This is a genomic window from Streptomyces sp. CC0208 (genome assembly GCF_003443735.1).
Taxonomy (GTDB): Bacteria; Actinomycetota; Actinomycetes; order Streptomycetales; family Streptomycetaceae; genus Streptomyces; species Streptomyces sviceus.
On record NZ_CP031969.1, the window covers coordinates 4,318,570 to 4,336,229 of the forward strand.

17 protein-coding genes and 1 pseudogene are annotated in these 17,660 nt (G+C 70.8%); 8 read left to right on the forward strand and 10 right to left on the reverse strand.

All coding sequences use genetic code 11. The annotated features are described in order from the left end of the window. The first annotated feature begins 19 nt into the window (after positions 1 to 19). Both D1369_RS19760 and D1369_RS19770 read left to right on the forward strand, forming a co-directional pair. Positions 20 to 247, forward strand: a complete 228-nt coding sequence (locus D1369_RS19760) for a DUF6458 family protein (RefSeq protein WP_007383400.1) — start codon at positions 20 to 22, stop codon at positions 245 to 247. A gap of 298 nt (positions 248 to 545) precedes the next feature. Next, positions 546 to 656, forward strand: a pseudogene (locus D1369_RS19770) (glycosyltransferase family 2 protein); the annotation flags it as partial. Between the two features lie 161 nt (positions 657 to 817). On the opposite strand, the gene D1369_RS19775 reads toward D1369_RS19770, so the two are convergent. After that, entirely contained in the window at positions 818 to 1,213 is a 396-nt protein-coding gene (locus D1369_RS19775) for a cupin domain-containing protein (protein ID WP_007383398.1), read from the reverse strand. A 51-nt stretch (positions 1,214 to 1,264) separates the two neighbouring features. Here D1369_RS19775 and D1369_RS19780 point away from each other — a divergent pair, with 51 nt between their 5' ends. Together D1369_RS19780 and D1369_RS19785 are read left to right on the forward strand one after the other, a co-directional pair. Then, positions 1,265 to 2,248 (forward strand): helix-turn-helix domain-containing protein, encoded by a 984-nt coding sequence (locus D1369_RS19780; RefSeq protein WP_007383397.1) that lies wholly within the window; start codon positions 1,265 to 1,267, stop codon positions 2,246 to 2,248. Continuing rightward, on the forward strand, positions 2,245 to 2,742 hold the full coding sequence (locus tag D1369_RS19785) for an LURP-one-related family protein (RefSeq protein ID WP_007383396.1): 498 nt from the start codon (positions 2,245 to 2,247) through the stop codon (positions 2,740 to 2,742). The genes D1369_RS19780 and D1369_RS19785 overlap by 4 nt, the downstream gene beginning before the upstream one ends. A 15-nt stretch (positions 2,743 to 2,757) precedes the next feature. Here the strand turns inward: D1369_RS19785 and D1369_RS19790 are convergent, their stop codons facing one another. After that, positions 2,758 to 3,531 (reverse strand): carbon-nitrogen family hydrolase, encoded by a 774-nt coding sequence (locus tag D1369_RS19790; RefSeq protein WP_007383395.1) that lies wholly within the window; start codon positions 3,529 to 3,531, stop codon positions 2,758 to 2,760. Between the two features lie 182 nt (positions 3,532 to 3,713). On the opposite strand from D1369_RS19790, the gene D1369_RS19795 reads away from it, so the two are divergent. Then, positions 3,714 to 4,538, forward strand: coding sequence for a maleylpyruvate isomerase family mycothiol-dependent enzyme (locus D1369_RS19795; protein ID WP_007383394.1), 825 nt, complete (start codon positions 3,714 to 3,716; stop codon positions 4,536 to 4,538). 26 nt (positions 4,539 to 4,564) lie between these two features. Here D1369_RS19795 and D1369_RS19800 read toward each other — a convergent pair whose 3' ends face one another. Next, positions 4,565 to 5,812: an MFS transporter gene (locus tag D1369_RS19800; RefSeq protein WP_037900799.1), complete on the reverse strand. Its 1,248-nt coding sequence runs from the start codon at positions 5,810 to 5,812 to the stop codon at positions 4,565 to 4,567. A gap of 62 nt (positions 5,813 to 5,874) precedes the next feature. Beyond that, complete coding sequence (locus D1369_RS19805; RefSeq protein ID WP_007383392.1) at positions 5,875 to 6,525, reverse strand: GntR family transcriptional regulator; 651 nt, start codon at positions 6,523 to 6,525, stop codon at positions 5,875 to 5,877. Between the two features lie 251 nt (positions 6,526 to 6,776). On the opposite strand from D1369_RS19805, the gene D1369_RS19810 reads away from it, so the two are divergent. Further along, positions 6,777 to 7,643 carry a D-alanyl-D-alanine carboxypeptidase gene (locus tag D1369_RS19810; protein WP_037903497.1) on the forward strand — a complete coding sequence of 289 codons (867 nt, stop codon included), beginning with the start codon at positions 6,777 to 6,779 and terminating at the stop codon, positions 7,641 to 7,643. Positions 7,644 to 7,850: 207 nt separating this feature from the next. Here D1369_RS19810 and D1369_RS19815 read toward each other — a convergent pair whose 3' ends face one another. The 3 genes from D1369_RS19815 to pdhA are packed head-to-tail and all read right to left on the reverse strand — an operon-like array spanning position 7,851 to position 11,402. Next, on the reverse strand, positions 7,851 to 9,263 hold the full coding sequence (locus D1369_RS19815; protein WP_037900797.1) for a dihydrolipoamide acetyltransferase family protein: 1,413 nt from the start codon (positions 9,261 to 9,263) through the stop codon (positions 7,851 to 7,853). A gap of 10 nt (positions 9,264 to 9,273) precedes the next feature. Beyond that, positions 9,274 to 10,251: an alpha-ketoacid dehydrogenase subunit beta gene (locus tag D1369_RS19820; protein WP_007383389.1), complete on the reverse strand. Its 978-nt coding sequence runs from the start codon at positions 10,249 to 10,251 to the stop codon at positions 9,274 to 9,276. Positions 10,252 to 10,253: 2 nt separating this feature from the next. Further along, the gene (gene pdhA / locus D1369_RS19825; RefSeq protein WP_037900795.1) at positions 10,254 to 11,402 is read right to left on the reverse strand and encodes a pyruvate dehydrogenase (acetyl-transferring) E1 component subunit alpha; all 1,149 of its coding nucleotides are present in this window, start codon (positions 11,400 to 11,402) and stop codon (positions 10,254 to 10,256) included. 499 nt (positions 11,403 to 11,901) lie between these two features. On the opposite strand from pdhA, the gene D1369_RS19830 reads away from it, so the two are divergent. Beyond that, complete coding sequence (locus D1369_RS19830; RefSeq protein WP_205574480.1) at positions 11,902 to 13,104, forward strand: phosphotransferase; 1,203 nt, start codon at positions 11,902 to 11,904, stop codon at positions 13,102 to 13,104. Positions 13,105 to 13,179: 75 nt separating this feature from the next. Here the strand turns inward: D1369_RS19830 and D1369_RS19835 are convergent, their stop codons facing one another. Beyond that, complete coding sequence (locus D1369_RS19835) at positions 13,180 to 14,745, reverse strand: protein kinase (RefSeq protein ID WP_007383386.1); 1,566 nt, start codon at positions 14,743 to 14,745, stop codon at positions 13,180 to 13,182. 375 nt (positions 14,746 to 15,120) lie between these two features. Then, a complete protein-coding gene (locus tag D1369_RS19840; protein WP_007383385.1) occupies positions 15,121 to 15,663 on the reverse strand; it encodes a bacterial proteasome activator family protein in 543 nt (180 codons plus the stop codon). A 136-nt stretch (positions 15,664 to 15,799) separates the two neighbouring features. On the opposite strand from D1369_RS19840, the gene D1369_RS19845 reads away from it, so the two are divergent. Next, a complete protein-coding gene (locus tag D1369_RS19845) occupies positions 15,800 to 16,537 on the forward strand; it encodes a hypothetical protein (RefSeq protein WP_007383384.1) in 738 nt (245 codons plus the stop codon). 41 nt (positions 16,538 to 16,578) lie between these two features. Here the strand turns inward: D1369_RS19845 and D1369_RS19850 are convergent, their stop codons facing one another. After that, on the reverse strand, positions 16,579 to 17,559 hold the full coding sequence (locus D1369_RS19850) for an NAD(P)H-quinone oxidoreductase (RefSeq protein WP_007383383.1): 981 nt from the start codon (positions 17,557 to 17,559) through the stop codon (positions 16,579 to 16,581). Positions 17,560 to 17,660 lie beyond the last annotated feature (101 nt).

Here is a 17,660-nt window from a genome sequence, read left to right on the forward strand (position 1 = left end):
GGACAGGGAGGCGACACTCATGGGCCTCGGCGGGTGCATCATCCTCATCGCCGTGGGAGCAATCCTCACGTTCGCCACCGACTGGCACATGCAGGGGGTCAACCTCGACCTGGTCGGTGTGATCCTGATGATCGTGGGACTGATCGGCGTGACGACGTTCAGCAGCATCGCCCGGCGTCGGCGTGTGGTGGTACCGCCCACCACGTCGACGGTCGTGGAGGAGCGCCGGGACGGATACGGCGTGTAAGGGACATCGAGCGGAACGAAGGACGCATAGGGCGAACACGGACAACCGTGAGTAATCCGTAATCACGGATGCCTTGTCCGCTTGTGTGGGAACAGTGAAAACTCGGGATCCTTGAGAGCCCGGGGGGTCTGCAGTGCCGGGCGTGAACCACCAGCACACCCGGGGGCTCCCCGTGCTCCACCCCACGACCTCCATCGTGGCGCCCGATCCGAGATCACCGCGCCCCCACCGGCACGCCGCTCCCGACGAACTCGACCTTCCGCCGCGCCTGGTGGCGCGTCGGCGGTGGCGTCGGTGCAAGCTCTGGCACCAACGGCTGCGCCGGCAGCGCGGCGCCCCGGAGAACCTGCGCGACTACGGCTGGACACGGGTCACCGCCCGCTACTTCGTGCGGCAGTTCCTCATGGGCTTCGGCGCGCTGTCCTTCCCAGCACGCCGTCTACTTCACCTCGCTGTGCGACCGGACTGTGGCTGAACAGCATGGCGATGCCGGTGACCGCCACGACGCTGGTGGCGGCGGGGGCCGCCCTGTTCAAGCTGGTCCCGCGGAGGCGGTAGCCGTCGGACGGGTCACCGGTGCAGCGCGTGACCCGTCGTCGCGTCCACATGGTCCGGGACCTCGTCGTGGCGGTCGCCGACCGTGGAGGTACCGGTCGGTTCGAGGAGGAGGATGTCGGTCGGGACGGGGGCGTACGGCTTGTGTTCGACGCCCCGGGGGACCGTGAAGACAGACAGCCTCGGCAGCACGACCGTGCGCTCGCCGGCCGGTTCCCGCAGCGAGATGTGCAGCTCGCCCTCCAGGACCAGGAAGAACTCGTCGGTGTCGTCGTGGACGTGCCACAGGTGCTCGCCCTCGACGTGCGTGACGCGGACGTCGTAGTCGTTGACGGCGGTGACGATGCGGGGACTCCACTGCTCGGTGAAGGAGGCCAGCGCGGCGGGCAGGGAGACGGGTTCGGTTGTCATGACGTCATCGTGCGGGCGCCACGACCGCCGTACGAGTGCTAGAAATCGCACATGGCGCAAGATTCCTCTCACCGTGTCGTCCTGCTGGTGGACGAGAACTCCAACCCCTTCGAAATGAGCTGCGCCATCGAGGTCTTCGGGCTGCGGCGGCCGGAACTGGGGCGGGAGCTGTACGACTTCACCCTGTGCGCCGCCGGTCCGAGCACCCGTATGCGGGACGGCTTCTTCACCCTGACCGGGGTCGCCGGTCTGGAGGCGGCGGACGAGGCGGACACGCTGATCGTGCCGAACCGGCCCGACACCGACACCCCGCGCTCACCCCGCGTACTGGACGCCGTACGGCGGGCACACGCGCGTGGCGCCCGGCTCGTCGGTTTCTGCTCGGGCGCCTTCACCCTGGCGGAGGCCGGGCTGCTGGACGGGCGGCGGGCCTCCTGTCACTGGATGTGGGCCGACTCCTTCCGGGCCCGCTTCCCGCGCGTGCGGCTCGAACCCGACGTCCTCTTCGTCGACGACGGCGACATCCTCACCGCGTCCGGCAGCGCCTCGGCGCTCGACCTGGGGCTGCACGTCGTACGACGGGATCACGGCGCCGAGATCGCCAACCACGTCTCCCGCAGGCTCGTCTTCGCCGCCCACCGCGACGGTGGGCAGCGGCAGTTCGTGGAGCGGCCCGTGCCGGACGTACGGGACGAGTCGCTGGGCCCGCTGCTCGCGTGGGCGCAGGAACGGCTGGGGGAGCCGCTGACCGTCGCCGGCCTGGCGGCCCGCGCGGCCGTCTCCCCCGCGACCCTGCACCGCCGTTTCCAGGCGCAGCTCGGGACGACTCCGCTGGCCTGGCTGACGGGGGAGAGGGTGGCACTCGCGTGCCGGCTCATCGAGCGCGGGGAGGAGCGGCTGGACGTGGTGGCCGCGCGGAGCGGCCTGGGGACGGCCGCGAACCTCCGCGCGCGCGTGCGGCGCGAGACGGGACTCAGCCCGTCGGCCTATCGACGGCGTTTCGGGACCGGCGCCGGGGAAGCGGTAACGGCATGAGATTCCTCGTACGCGACCGGCTGCTCGGCATCGGTGACGACTACTGGATCGAGGACGACCGGGGCAACAAGGTCTTCCTCGTCGACGGCAAGGCCATGCGGGTCCGGGACACCTTCGAGCTGAAGGACACCCACGGGCGGGTCCTGATCGACATCCACCAGAAGATGTTCGCCCTGCGCGACACCATGGTGATCGAGCGGGACGGCGAGCCCCTGGCGAAGATCAAGCGGAAACGCCTGTCGCTGCTGCGCAACCACTACCGGGTGGCCCTCGCCGACGGCGGCACCGAACTCGACGTCAGCGGCAAGATCCTCGACCGGGAGTTCGCCGTCGAGTACGACGGTGAGCTGCTCGCGGTGGTCTCGCGGCGCTGGCTGCACGTCCGGGAGACCTACGGCGTCGACATCGTCCGGGACGACGCGGATCCGGCGCTGCTCATCGCGGTGGCGGTGTGCGTGATCCACCTCGCCGAGAAGGAGCGGGAGGACGACTGACCCGGTGTCGGGGGATCAGAGCACCCGGTCCTTCAGGGCCGGGAACTGCTCCCTGGTGACGGCCACCTTCCGCGGGTCGAGCTCCACCGTGAGCACCTCCTCGCCGGCGCCCGCCTCGGCGAGGACCTGGCCCCAGGGATCCACCACGATCGAGTGACCGGCCTGCGGAACTCGCGCGTGCGTCCCGGCCGTTCCACAAGCGAGCACGAACGCCTGGTTCTCGACCGCCCGCGCCCGGGCCAGCAGCGTCCAGTGGTCCCGGCGGCGCTCCGGCCAGCCCGCCGGGATCAGCAGGGTCTCGGCGCCCGCGTCGACGAGGCCGCGGAAGAGTTCGGGGAAGCGGAGGTCGTAGCAGGTGGCGAGGCCGACGGTCGTCTCCGGCAGACGGACCGTCACCAGGTCCTCGCCCCGGCCCATCAGCACGGCCTCGCCCTTGTCGAAGCCGAAGCGGTGGATCTTGCGGTAGGAGGCGGCGCGCTCACCGGAGGGCGAGAAGAGGAGGGAGGTGTTGTAGAGGGTGCCGTCAGGGGCCCGTTCGGGGATCGAGCCCGCGTGCAGCCATACGCCCGCGTCGCTCGCGGCCTTCGCCATGGCCTCGTGGGTGGGCCCTTCCAGCGGCTCGGCCTCACTCCCGAACTCCTCGAAGGCGAAGGCCCCGGTGGTCCACAGTTCCGGCAGGACGACGAGGTCGGCTCCGGCCTGGTCCCGTACCAGTGACGCCACGCGACGCCGACGCGATTCGACTGATTCGCCCTCGTCCACGGCGATCTGGATCACAGAGGCGCGCACACTACCACCGTCCTGGCATTCGGGCCGTCCATTACGGGCCTACGATCGTCACACGAAAGCACTGCCGGGGTGCCTCACAGCAGCGTAACTTAGCGTTCCAAGACACCCGCCGACAGCCACCACCTCCACTGGCAACGCCGCCATCACCAGCCCGTGCTCCGACCGCCGAGGGGTCCCGTTCCGTGAGTCTGCATCCCACCCTCCAGCCCTACGCCGACGCCTGGACCCATTCCATCGAAGCGATATCCGAGCTGGTGAACCCCCTCGTGGAGGGCGAGTGGAACCGACGCACCCCCTGCCCCGGCTGGTCGGTGAGGGATGTGGTGTCCCATGTCATCGGCCTGGACTGCGAGATGCTGGGCGACCCGCGCCCCATCCACACCCTGCCGCGCGACCTCTTCCACGTCACCAACGACCACCAGCGGTACATGGAGATGCAGGTCGACGTCCGCCGTCACCACACGGCGCCGGAGATGACCTCCGAGCTGGAGTACGTCATCATCCGCCGCAACCGCCAGCTGCGGAACGACTCCCGCGATCCCGGCACCAAGGTGCGCGGCCCGCTGGGAACCGAACTGACCCTCGCGGACTCCATGCGCCAGCACGCCTTCGACGTCTGGGTGCACGAGCAGGACCTGCGGGCCGCCCTGGGCCGGCCCGGCAACCTCGACTCCCCCGGCGCGCACGTCGCCCGTGACGTCCTGCTCGACGCGCTCCCCGACATAGTGGCCGTCAAGGCCGACGCGCCCCGCAGTTCGGCGATCGTCTTCGACGTGCACGGCCCCGTCGAGTTCCTGCGCACCATCCGCGTGGACATCCAGGGGCGCGGCACCCTGGAGACGGCCCCCGCCCTCGGCCCGGCCGCCTCCCTCAGCCTCGACTGGGAGACGTACGTCCGTCTGGCCTGCGGCCGGGTGACCCCGGAGGCGGTAGCGGACCGCGTGAAGGCGGAGGGCGACCCGGAACTGACGTCGGCGATCCTGCGCAACTTCACGGTGACGCGGTAGGAATCGGGTGCGCGTGACCCGCGTGGCTACGCAGGGACGTGCACCGTCTCCACCCGGCTCGCCACCAGCCGCTCCCGCTCCCGGCGGGCCGCGCGTCCGCGCAGCCGCAGGATCTGGCTGACGCCGAGCGCCTGGAGCACGAAGACGGAGGAGAAGGCGACGGTGTAGTTGTCGCCGGTCGCGTCCAGGAGCACACCGACGGCGAACAGGGTGGTCATCGACGCGACGAACCCGCCCATGTTGGTGATGCCGGAGGCGGTGCCCTGCCGCTCCGGCGGGTTCGCCGGCCGCGCGAAGTCGAAGCCGAGCATCGACGCAGGACCGCACGAACCGAGGACCACGCACAGCACGATCAGCAGCCACATCGGCGCCCGCTCGCCGGGGTAGGCCAGCGTGGCCGCCCACAGCAGCGCCGTCGCGCCCACGGTCCCGAGGGCGAGCGGCAGCCGTGCGCCGTGGTGCCGGGCGACGACCTGGCCGTAGACCAGTCCGACGACCATGTTGGACAGCACGACGAGGGTGAGCAGTTCACCCGCCACCGCCCGGGACAGCCCTTGGGCCTCGACGAGGAACGGCAGGCCCCACAGCAGCAGGAACACCATCGCCGGGAACTGGGTCGTGAAGTGCACCCACAGCCCGAGGCGGGTGCCGGGTTCCCGCCAGGACGCGGCGATCTGGCGCCGCACGTAGGCCGCTCCCTGGTGCGGGAAGGGCTCCGGCTCGTGCCCCTCGGGGTGGTCCTTGAGGAAGAGGAGCAGCAGGACCAGCACCACCACGCCCGCGAGCGAGCTGCCCGCGAACGCGGGCGTCCACCCGACTCCGTGCAGCAACCGGGCCAGGACCAGCGTGGAGACCAGGTTGCCCGCCATGCCGGCGAGCCCGGCGAACTGGGCGACCAGCGGTCCGCGCCGGGCCGGGAACCAGCGGGTACCGAGGCGCAGCACGCTGATGAAGGTCATGGCGTCGCCGCAGCCGAGCAGGGCGCGCGAGGCGAGGGCGGTGCCGTACGACGGTGAGAACGCGAAACCGAGCTGCCCGGCCGTGAAGAGCACCACGCCGATCGTCAGCACCTTCTTGGTGCCGAGCCGGTCGACGAGCAGGCCCACGGGTATCTGCATGCCGGCGTAGACGAGGAGCTGGAGGATCGAGAAGGTCGACAGGGCCGAGGCGTTCACGTGGAAGCGGTCGGCCGCGTCGAGGCCCGCGACCCCGAGGGACGTACGGAAGATGACCGCGACGAAGTAGACGGAGACGCCGATGCCCCACACGGCCATCGCGCGCCGGCCGCCCGGGGGTGCCCCCTGGGGGCGAGGGTCACCCGGAAGAGTGGACCTGCTCACCGGACCTCACCCCGGGCGAGGTGGGAGAACCACTCGACGTGGCCGTGGATCAGTCTCACGACCGCCTCCGCGTCGCCGGAGCGCAGGGCCTGGAGGATCTGCTCGTGCTCGACGAGGGTCTTGGTGATGCGGTCCGGGTGGGCGTGCATGACGGCGACGCCCATCCGGAGCTGGCGGTCGCGGAGCTGGTCGTAGAGCCGGTTGAGGATCTCGTTGCCGCCGCTGCGGACGATCTCGGCGTGGAAGCAGCGGTCGGTGACGGCGGCGCCGGCCAGATCCCCGGCGGCGGCCTGCTCCTTCTGCCGCGCGAGCAGTTCCTCGAGGCGCGCGATGAGTTGGGGAGAGGCGGGTACGGCCTTGCGGGCGGCGTGCTCCTCGACGAGCTGCCTGGTCTCGACGACGTCGGCGATCTCCTGTGCGGAGACGGGCAGGACCAGCGCTCCCTTTTTCGGATAGAGCTTGATGAGCCCTTCGACCTGGAGACGCAGCAGTGCCTCCCGCACGGGTGTCCGGGAGACCCCGACGGCCTCGGCGAGCTCACCTTCGGTGAGCAGGGTCCCGCCCTCGTAACGGCGGTCCAGGACGCCTTGTTTGACGTGGGTGTAGACGCGATCGGCGGCGGGAGGCTGTTTCACGGCCAGACTCATGCCCACAGCATAGATACAACACGTACGCATGATGAGCCCCCGTCCATCATGCGGACCCCTCTGTATCGACGGTGTCACAGAATCCAGACCCGCCCCATCCGACGCACAACCATTCGTGCTAGATACGTGTCACAGACATGCGGCCCGCTTTCTTTTCCCATCAACTCGGCCGTATCTCAGGGGCATTCGACGCAATCGGGGTATTTCAGTTGATTACCGCCATCACCGGCACCAAGGGCAGTCGCTTCCGCATGGCCGCCGCGGTCAGTGTCACCGCAGGCGCCGTGCTCACGGCCGGAGCCTTCACCGCGGCACCCGCGCAGGCTGTCACCGCGCCCTCGATCGTGGCCAAGGGCGGCTACGTGATGAACAACGCGAACGGCAAGACGCTGTACACCAAGGCGGCGGACACCAAGCGTTCCACAGGCTCCACCACGAAGATCATGACTGCGAAGGTCGTGCTGGCGCAGTCGAACCTGAACCTGGACAAGAAGGTCACGATCCAGAAGGCGTACAGCGACTACATCGTCGCCAACAACGCCTCGCAGGCCCACCTGATCGTCGGCGACAAGGTCACCGTCCGTCAGCTGCTGTACGGGCTGATGCTGCCGTCGGGCTGCGACGCCGCGTACGCGCTGGCCGACACGTACGGCACCGGCTCGACGCGGGCCGCGCGCGTGAAGTCGTTCATCAGCAAGATGAACCAGGCCGCCACGTCGCTGGGTCTGAGGAACACGCACTTCGATTCGTTCGACGGCATCGGCAACGGCAACAACTACTCGACGCCGCGTGACCTGACGAAGATCGCCAGCAGCGCGATGAAGAACGCCACGTTCCGCACCGTCGTGAAGACGAAGAAGTACACGGCGAAGACCATCACCAAGACGGGCTCCACCCGCACGATGGCGCCGTGGACCAACACGAACGGGCTGCTCAGCAGCTACAGCGGCACCATCGGCGTGAAGACCGGGTCCGGCCCCGAGGCCAAGTACTGCCTCGTCGTCGCCGCCACCCGCAACGGCAAGACCGTCATCGGCACGGTCCTCGCCTCCACCTCGATCACCCAGCGCGAGGCGGACGCGAAGAAGCTGCTGAACTACGGCTTCGCGACCATCTGACGTCGCCTGCCACGAAGGGGTCCGTTGCCGGTGGGCGACGGACCCCTTCGTCATTGCTCCGGCGGCCGCTGGAATCGATCGCGGAGGACGGGGTCCCGGTGTACGTGCCGCACCAGCCCTGACCCACCCGTGAATGACTGAAGGGGCGGCCGCAAACCCAACTTGCGGCCGTCCCTTCAGTGTTGGACAACGTACCCGCTGCGCGGGTCACGCCCAGGTGATGAGTTTCTTCGGCTGTTCCAGGATCGCGGCCACGTCCGCGAGGAGTTTGGATCCCAGTTCGCCGTCGATCAGGCGGTGGTCGAAGCTGAGAGCCAGGGTGGTGACCTGGCGGGGCTTGACCTTGCCCTTGTGCACCCAGGGCTGGAGCTTGATCGCGCCGACGGCGAGGATCGCGGACTCGCCGGGCGGCAGGATCGGGGTGCCGGTGTCGACGCCGAAGACGCCGACGTTGGTGATGGTCACCGTGCCGCCCTGCATCGCGGCCGGCGAGGTGCGGCCCTCCTTCGCCGTCGCCACCAACTCGCCCAGCGCCTCGGCCAGCTGAGGAAGCGTCTTCGCGTCGGCGTCCTTGATGTTCGGGACGATCAGCCCGCGCGGGGTGGCCGCCGCGATGCCCAGGTTGACGTAGTGCTTGAGGACGATCTCCTGGTTCGCCTCGTCCCAGGAGGCGTTGACGTCCGGGTTGCGCTTGATGGCGACCAGGAGGGCCTTGGCGATCAGCAGGAGCGGGTTGACCCGCAGGCCGGTGAAGTCCTTGTCCTGCTTGAGGTCCTCGACGAGCTTCAAGGTACGGGTCACGTCCACCGTCACGAACTCGGTGACGTGCGGGGCCGTGAAGGCGGAGCCGACCATCGCCTGGGCGGTGGCCTTGCGGACGCCCTTGACGGGGACACGGGTCTCGCGGGCCGTGTCGTACGAGGCAGCCGGCACCGCGGGGGCCTGGGTCACCGGGGCCTGCGTGACCGGCACCGGCGCCTCGGTCGCGGTGACCGCCGCGTGGACGTCCTCGCGGGTGATGATGCCGTCCGGGCCGGACGGGATCACCGTGGCGAGGTCGACACCCAGGTCCTTGGCCAGTTTACGGACCGGGGGCTTGGCCAGCGGGCGGGACTCAGGCGCGGGAGGTGCCCCGTGGCCGTTCAGCTCGGTCTGGACCGCCGCCGACGCCTGCTGGACCGGCACCTCGGGCCCCTTGCGGGGGCGCCGCTTGGTGGAGGAGGCGGCCACGCCGTAGCCGACCAGGACCGGCTGGCGGCCCTGCGGCTTCTTCTCCTCAGCGGTGTCTGCCACCGGAGCGGCGGCCACCGGGGCTTCCGCAGCCTCGGCCGGCACCTCCGCGGGCGCGGGTCCCGTCCCGCCGCTCACGTCGATCGCGATGATCGCGGTGCCGACGTCGACCATGGTGCCCTCAGGGAAGCGCAGGTCGCGCACCACTCCGTCGTAGGGGATGGGCAGTTCGACGGCCGCCTTGGCCGTCTCCACCTCGCACACCACCTGCCCGTCGGTGACGGTGTCGCCGACCTGGACGTACCACTTGAGGATCTCGGCCTCGGTCAGGCCCTCGCCCACGTCGGGCATCTTGAACTCGCGTACGGACGTATCCGTCATCGTCGTCACGGCCCTCTCCTCAGTACGCCAGCGAGCGGTCGACGGCATCCAGTACCCGGTCCAGACTCGGCAGGTACTCCTCCTCCAGGCGCGCCGGCGGGTAGGGGGCGTGGTAGCCGCCGACCCGCAGCACGGGCGCCTCCAGGTGGTAGAAGCACCGCTCGGTGATCCGGGCCGCGATCTCCGCGCCGGAGCCGAAGAACACCGGCGCCTCGTGCACCACCACCAGCCGCCGGGTCTTCTCCACCGAGGCCTGGATGGCGTCGAAGTCCAGCGGCGAGACCGAGCGCAGGTCCAGCACCTCCAGGTTCTTGCCCTCCTCGGCGGCCGCGTTCGCGACCTCCTGGCACAGCTTGACCATCGGGCCGTAGGCGACCAGCGTCAGATCGGTGCCCTCACGGACCGTCCGCGCCTTGTGCAGCGGGCCGGGGATCGCCTCGGTGTTGACCTCGCCCTTGTCCCAGTAGCGCCGCTTGGGCTCGAAGAAGATCACCGGGTCGTCGCTCTGGATGGCCTGCTGCATCATCCAGTACGCGTCCGACGCGTTGGACGGCGAGACCACCTTCAGGCCCGCCACATGCGCGAACAGCGCCTCGGGCGACTCCGAGTGGTGCTCGACCGCGCCGATGCCGCCGCCGTAGGGGATCCGCACGACCACCGGCATCTTGACCTTGCCCAGCGACCGCGCGTGCATCTTCGCCAGCTGCGTGACGATCTGGTCGTAGGCCGGGAACACGAACCCGTCGAACTGGATCTCCACCACCGGCCGGTAGCCGCGCAGCGCCAGCCCGATCGCGGTGCCCACGATGCCCGACTCGGCGAGGGGGGTGTCGATGACCCGGTCCTCGCCGAAGTCCTTCTGCAGACCGTCGGTGACCCGGAAGACACCGCCGAGCTTGCCGACGTCCTCACCCATGACCAGGACCTTGGGATCGGTGTCCAGGGCCCGCCTGAGCGACTCGTTGATCGCCTTGGCCAGTGCCATCTTCTCCGCCATGATCAGGCCCCTTCCCCATCCGCGAACGACGCCTGGTAGGCGGCGAAACCGGCCCGCTCCTCGTCGACCAGCGCATGCCCGTCCGCATACGCGTGCTCGAAGATGGCGAAACGGTCCGGGTCCGGCATCGCACGGACCGCCTCACGCACTCGCCTGCCCAACGCCTCGGACTCGGTCTCCAGTTCCGCGAAGAATCCCTCGTCCGCGTGGTTTGCGGCCTCCAGGTGCCGACGAAGGCGCAGGATCGGGTCCTTCGCCTCCCACGCCTCGCGCTCCTCGTCGGCCCGGTACTTGCTCGGGTCGTCGGAGGTGGTGTGGGCACCCATCCGGTAGGTGTACGCCTCGACGAGCGTCGGCCCCTCACCCGCGCGGGCCCGCTCCAGCGCCCACTTGGTGACGGCCAGCGACGCGAGCACGTCGTTGCCGTCGACCCGTACGCCGGGGAAGCCGAAGCCCTGCGCGCGCTGGTAGAGCGGGACGCGGGTCTGCTTCTCGGTCGGCTCGGAGATGGCCCACTGGTTGTTCTGGCAGAAGAACACGACCGGGGCGTTGTAGACCGCGGAGAAGGTGAACGATTCGGCGACGTCGCCCTGGCTGGAGGCGCCGTCGCCGAAGTACGCGATGACCGCGGAGTCGGCGCCGTCCTTGGCGACGCCCATCGCGTAGCCCGTGGCGTGCAGCGTCTGGGAGCCGATGACGATGGTGTAGAGGTGGAAGTTGTTGCCGTTCGGGTCCCAGCCGCCGTTGTTCACCCCGCGGAACATGCCGAGCAGGTTCGTCGGGTCGACCCCGCGGCACCAGGCCACGCCGTGCTCGCGGTAGGTCGGGAAGACGTAGTCGTCGTCGCGCAGCGCCCGTCCCGATCCGATCTGGGCGGCCTCCTGGCCGAGCAGCGAGGCCCACAGGCCCAGTTCGCCCTGGCGCTGGAGAGAGGTGGCCTCGGCGTCGAAGCGGCGGGTGAGCACCATGTCGCGGTAGAGACCGCGAAGCTCTTCGGGGGTGATGTCGGCGACGTACTTGTCGTACTCGACGTTCTTGACGCGCTTGCCCTCGGGCGTCAGCAGCTGAACCAGTTCGGGCTGGGTGCTCGGGGACTTCCTCGTCCCGGCGCTGCGTCGCGGCTTGCGCGCGGCAGTGCTCTCCACGGTCACGTGTGCTCCTCCGTCGGTCCGGCCCCCGGGGTTGCCGGGTGTACCAGTGCGGCTCACCTGTTCCCGACCCCCGTGCACGGGGTGGGTGCCACTCGGCCGGAACAGGCGTGACAGGTGCCCCGGCGAGCGCCCTGCAAGAATCACGTTACCCAGTGCTCCACATTTCTGTGAAACCCCCTTTGACCTGCGATTTTGCTTGGATTTCCAAGTAAATCGGAAAAGGGCCGAAGGGGTGCTGGTCACAGCCTTGCAGGAGGCCGGAGCAACGGCACGTTATCCCGTCTACCCAGGCCACCGGAAGACTTTCTGGGTTTGACTTCCCGGCCGCGCCCAAAGGGGAAATCAGGGTATTTCCCCTCGACGACCCTTCCCCGTGACCGAAGCAGACCGAGCGCGACCCACTGTGTCGGTCTGTGACGTCCTGTGACAACGCCCAGCTCACAGCCGTGTCTCGTGCCCTAGCATCTGGCGCGTGCCGCGCTCTCCTGTACCACCCCTCATGCCTCACGCGCCCCCGCTGGGCCCCCTCCTCCGCCAGTACGCCGCGGGCTCCGCCCTCACCTGCGATCCCGTCGAGCAAGGTCTCCTCAACCGCGGCTACCGGCTCCGCACGACCCGTGGGCGCTACTTCCTCAAGCACCACTTCGACCCCGAGACGGCCGCCCCCGAGGCGATCGCCCGCCAGCATCGCGCCACCCAGCGCCTGGCCGCCCTCGGTGTCCCGGTCGCCCCGCCCTTCCCCGCCCGGGACGGCCGCACGGTCGCGGTCGTCGGGGGCCACGCCTATGCCCTCCACCCCTGGATCGACGGCCGCCACCGCCACGGCTCCCAGCTCACGGCCGCCCAGTGCGGCCGCCTCGGGGCACTGCTGGGCGTGGTGCACGCGAGTCTGGAGCGGGTGATGCCGCTCCAGGGACCTCCGGGGACGGAGAAGAGTGCGCGGGCAGACGGGGGCGTACGAGGCGACGCAAGCGCCCCGAAGCCCGCGCCGCACCCGCTGGGCGGACGCACCGCACCGCCGCCGTGCCACGCCCCCGCGCGTGCCGGCGGCGCCCGCGCGGAAGAGCCGCCCGCCGGTCACCGGTCCGCCGAGGCCGCGGACCCCGACGCGGGTCCCGACGCGGGTCCCGACGACGCCGGTGCCGACCCGACCGCCACCTTCGCCCTCATCGACGACCTCCTGGCGCGCGTGCGCCGGCACCGGCCCGCCGACTCCTTCGACGAGCTGGCCCGGCACCGGCTGCTGGAGCGGCGGGCCCTGCTCGAACAGCACGTGGGGCGGCGGCCTCCCCACGGCGGACCGGTGGGCTGGGTGCACGGGGACTTCCACCCCTTCAACCTGCTCTACCGGGGCGACGCCCCCGCCGCGATCGTCGACTGGGACCGGCTCGGCGTGAAGCCCCGCGCCGAGGAGGCCGTACGCGCCGCCGCGATCTTCTTCGTACGGCCCGCGGGGACCCTCGACCTGCCGAAGGTGCGGGCCTACGCGCGCGCGTACCGGCGTACGGCGGGCGCCACGCCCTCGGAACTCGCGGCGGCCGTGCACCGCGTGTGGTGGGAACGCCTCAACGACTTCTGGATGCTGCGCTGGCACTACGAGCGCGGCGACACCCGCGCGGACCCCCAGTTCCCGGCGGCCTCGGCGCTGGTGGTGTGGTGGACACGGGAGTACGACGCGGTGTGCGACGCCTTCGCGGGCTGACGCGGGGCCCCGGAAACGGCACGCGCGCGTGGCGCCCGTTTCCGGGGCCACGCGCGCGTGAGGCGTCGCGGTCGGTCAGGAATCGCCTCCGCCGCCGCCCGCGCCTCCTACGAGGCTGTCGCCGGTCGGCTCCGCCGTGTCCGTGGGCTCGGCCGTGTCGGTGGGCTCCGGCGTGTCGGACGGCTCCGGCGCCGTCTCGGACGGCTGCGTCGCCGAGGGCGAAGGCGTGTAGGAGGGCGTGTACGACGGCGTGTAGGACGGCGTGTAGCCGGAGCCGCCCGAGCTGCCGCTGTCGTCCGTGGACGTGTCGGTCTCCTCGCTCGTCGCCTCGTCGCTCGGCGTCTCGCTGGGCGTCTGGTCGTCGGTGGTCTTCGAGGTGGTCGGCGACACGGAGCTGCCGGTGCCGCCACCGCCCCCGCCTCCGCCGCCGTTGTTGAGCGCCAGGGCGACGCCCGCCGCGACGGCGATCACCGCGAGGACGGCGAGGATCCACAGCTTGCCGCGGCCGCTGCCCCGGTTGCCGTGTCCCTCGAAGCCGCCCTCGTCCCCGCCGCCGTAACCGGAGGGCAGGATCTGCTGCGGGATCTGGGTGGTGCCGGAGGCGGCGCCGGGGTGCGCCAGCACGCTGGTGCTCGCGAACCCGGCGGCGGCGACGCCGCGGCCGTCGTGCGCGGTCACCGGGCCGGTGTTCCAGGTGCCGGTGTGGCCGCCCTGGTCGTACAGCATCTGCAGGCCGTACTGGACGAGCCCGCGCATCTCCTCGGCCGTCTGGAAGCGGTCGTCGGGGTCCTTGGCGAGCGAGCGCATGACGAGGCCGTCGAGCTCCGGCGGTACGGCCTCGGAGGCCTGCGACGGAGGTGTGGGGATGTCCTGGACGTGCTGGTAGACCACCGACAGCGGGGTCTCGCCGGTGAACGGCGGCCTCAGCGCGAGGAGTTCGTAGAGCAGACAGCCCGTCGCGTACAGGTCGGAGCGGTGGTCGACGGCCTTGCCGAGGGCCTGCTCCGGGGAGAGGTACTGCGGGGTGCCCATGACCATGCCGGTCTGCGTCATCGTCGTGGACGCGCCGTGCAGGGCGCGGGCGATGCCGAAGTCCATCACCTTGACGGCGCCGTTGTGGGTGATGATCACGTTGGCGGGCTTGATGTCGCGGTGCACGATGCCGTGCTGGTGCGAGTAGGCGAGCGCCTCCAGGACCCCGGAGACGATGATCAGGGCCTGCTCGGGCCCGGGCGCCTCGGCGTTGAGCAGCAGGTCCCGGATCGTCCGTCCCTCGACGATCTCCATGACGATGTACGGCACCGACTGGCCGCCCACGAAGTCCTCGCCGGAGTCGTACACGGCGACGATCGCGTGGTGGTTGAGGCCGGCCACGGACTGGGCCTCACGCGTGAAGCGGGCCTTGGAGGTCGGGTCCTCGGCGAGGTCTGCGCGCAGCAGTTTGACCGCCACGGTGCGCCCGAGCCGTACGTCCTCGGCCGCGAACACCTCGGCCATACCGCCCCGGCCGAGTCTGCGGGTCAGCCGGTACCGGCCGTCCCCCACCAGTCCGCCGTTACCCCACAGCTCCGGCGCATCTGACATTCCGCCGCCAGTCGCCTCGGGGTCGGACGGGCCCTGAGCGCGCTGCTGCTGTGCCATCGGTCCTCGCCGTCGTTTCTGCCCGCGGTGCGCGCGGTGTTGTTACGGTCTCCGTCGGCCACGCTACAGCCTTCGCGCAAGCCGCCGGTCCGGGATGAGCCCGGGGACCGGCCCGAGACGGACCGGCCATCAAACCTGTACTACGTCTCGGCGTGCAAATTCTGTGTACCGGCCGTAGGGCAGCTGTAACGCCCGCACGACCTTTCTTTCTCTTACGGTCACGGAACGGGCACCGCTCCGACGGGTCGGCGGTACAGGACTCCGTGGCCAAACTCACGAAGAAGAACCCGATCGAGCGTTTCCCACCGGCGACCTCCCCCCGGCGGCACAAAGGGCCCGGCAGCGTCGGCTGCCGGGCCCTTCCTGGTCGAGGAGTTACAGGTACGGCCCGCCCGAGCGGCCGCCCGCACGCGGGTCGATGCCGTCCTCCTGCCCGCCGACACCCGGCGGGAGGGCGCGGCGCATCTGCTCCAGCTGGGCCCGCGCGGCCATCTGCTGGGCGAACAGGGTGGTCTGGATCCCGTGGAAGAGGCCCTCGAGCCAGCCCACCAACTGGGCCTGGGCGATACGCAGTTCCGCGTCGCTCGGGGTGGACTCCTCGTTGAAGGGCAGGGACAGCCGCTCCAGCTCCTCCACCAGCTCGGGGGCCAGGCCGTCCTCCAGCTCCTTCACCGAGCTGGCGTGGATCTCCTTGAGCCGGGCCCGGCTGGCCTCGTCGAGAGGAGCCGCGCGCACCTCTTCGAGCAGCTGCTTGATCATGCTGCCGATCCGCATCACCTTCGCGGGCTGCTCGACCATCTCCGTGACCGGGACCTCGCGGGAGTCGTCGTCACCCCCGCCGCCCAGTGCCATCCCGTCCTGACCCACGACCAGGATCTGGGGGCTTTCCGGCGAACCTTCGTTCCTCGGCATCTCCATGCCGCCATTCTCTCGCACCCGTACACCTCACCACTGGGGTGCCCCCACTGTGTGCTGATCCACCGCTCCCGGCACGGATCGCCCCCATGGCGTCACCCGAAATGCCGGTATTAATCAGCAATGCCAGTCTTGTCCCGTGACTCCCTGGCTGCGCGCGACGGTACTGGCGATCCTGGTGGGCACGAGCGTGACCGCCGTGCCGCAGGCCGACCGCGCGTACGGCGCCGACCCGACGTCTCTCGTCTCGGCCGGCGCGCCCGGACTGCGGGCAGACTCGGTGCCCCTTCAGGGACCCCCGCGCGGCACGCGGAGCACGTCGGCCGCCGCCTCCGCCACGCGGTCGCCGGACTCGGCACCGGCGCACCGGACCCCGCTGAAGACCGCACGGCCGTACGCCACCGTGCTCCCGGCACACACCGCGCCGGGCGCCTCGGGCTCCCCCTCCGGCATCCCGCGGACCCCGACGCCGGCGCACGGTCCGCGGCACTCCGCGTCGCCGTCCGCCGGTCCCTCGCGCGGCCACGGTCCGGAGCGCACCTCGCCCTCGGCCTCCCTCGCGCCCTCCCCCTCCACCGCCACTCCCTCCCGTGCCGGGAGCCGCGCGGGTGAGGGGCGGGAGCGGCCGGGGCGGCGGGAGGATCCGGTGGCGGAGGACGCGGACGGGACGGCCTCCGCGGGGACCGATTCCGGGGACGACGACCTCACCGCCGTGTCGGAGCCGCCCCCGCAGACCGCCCTGGCACGACCGTCACGCCCCGCGCAGCGGCCCGTGGCCGGGCCCAAGGTGTTCATCCTGCCGCTCGGCACCGGGCTGGTGCTGGTCGGACTGGGGCTCGGGCTCGGCCTCTACGCGCTGCGGGTGCGGCGCGGATAGGGGTGCTGCGGGTGGGGCGCGGACAGGGCCCTCCCGCACGCCTACTGCGTGACCAGCAGGACCTTGCCGATGTGGCCGCTCTCCTCGACGACCCGGTGCGCGGCCGCCGCGTCGCTCATCGGGAGTTCGCGGTCGACGACGGGACGGATGTGCCCGGCGTCCAGCAGGGGCCACACATGCTCGCGTACGGCCGCCACGATCGCCGTCTTCTCGGCCGGGGGCCGTGCCCGCAGCGAGGTGGCGCTGATCGCGGCGCGCTTGCCCAGCAGCGTGGCGATGTTCAGCTCGCCCTTGACACCGCCCTGCATGCCGATGATCGCGAGCCGTCCGTTGACGGCGAGGGCATTGACGTTGCGGTCGAGGTACTTCGCGCCCATGTTGTCGAGGATGACGTCGGCGCCCGCCCCGTCGGTGGCCTTCCTGACCTCCTCGACGAAGTCCTGTTCCCGGTAGTTGATCAGGATGTCCGCGCCGAGTTCGGCGCAGCGCTCCAGTTTCTGAGGCGTGCCCGCGGTCACCGCGACCTTGGCGCCCACGGCCTTCGCGAGCTGGATCGCCATCGTGCCGATGCCGCTGGAACCGCCGTGCACCAGCAGGGTCTCGCCGGGGCGCAGGTGGGCGACCATGAAGACGTTCGACCAGACCGTGCAGACCACCTCGGGCAGCGCGGCCGCCCGCTTCACGTCGAGGTCCTTGGGCACGGGCAGCAGCTGTCCGGCCGGTACGGCGACCTTCTCGGCGTATCCGCCGCCCGCGAGCAGCGCGCACACCTCGTCGCCGACGGCCCAGCCGGAGACACCGGGGCCGATCTCCACGATGCGCCCGGAGCACTCCAGGCCGGGGTAGGGGGAGGCGCCGGGCGGGGGGTTGTAGAAGCCCTGGCGTTGCAGGATGTCGGCGCGGTTGACGGCCCCGGCCAGCACCTCGACCAGCACCTCGCCCTCGCCGGCCACGGCATCCGGCACCTCGCTCCAGACCAGCGCCTCGGGTCCACCGGGTTCGGGAATCGTGATCGCATGCATGGGCCCGACGCTACTCCTCGTGTTGTGCCGTTCCCCGGTCCCCGGTCCCCTGCCGTCGCCGGACCGGTTCCCCCGAAAAATCCCTGTGCGCCACCGATGAG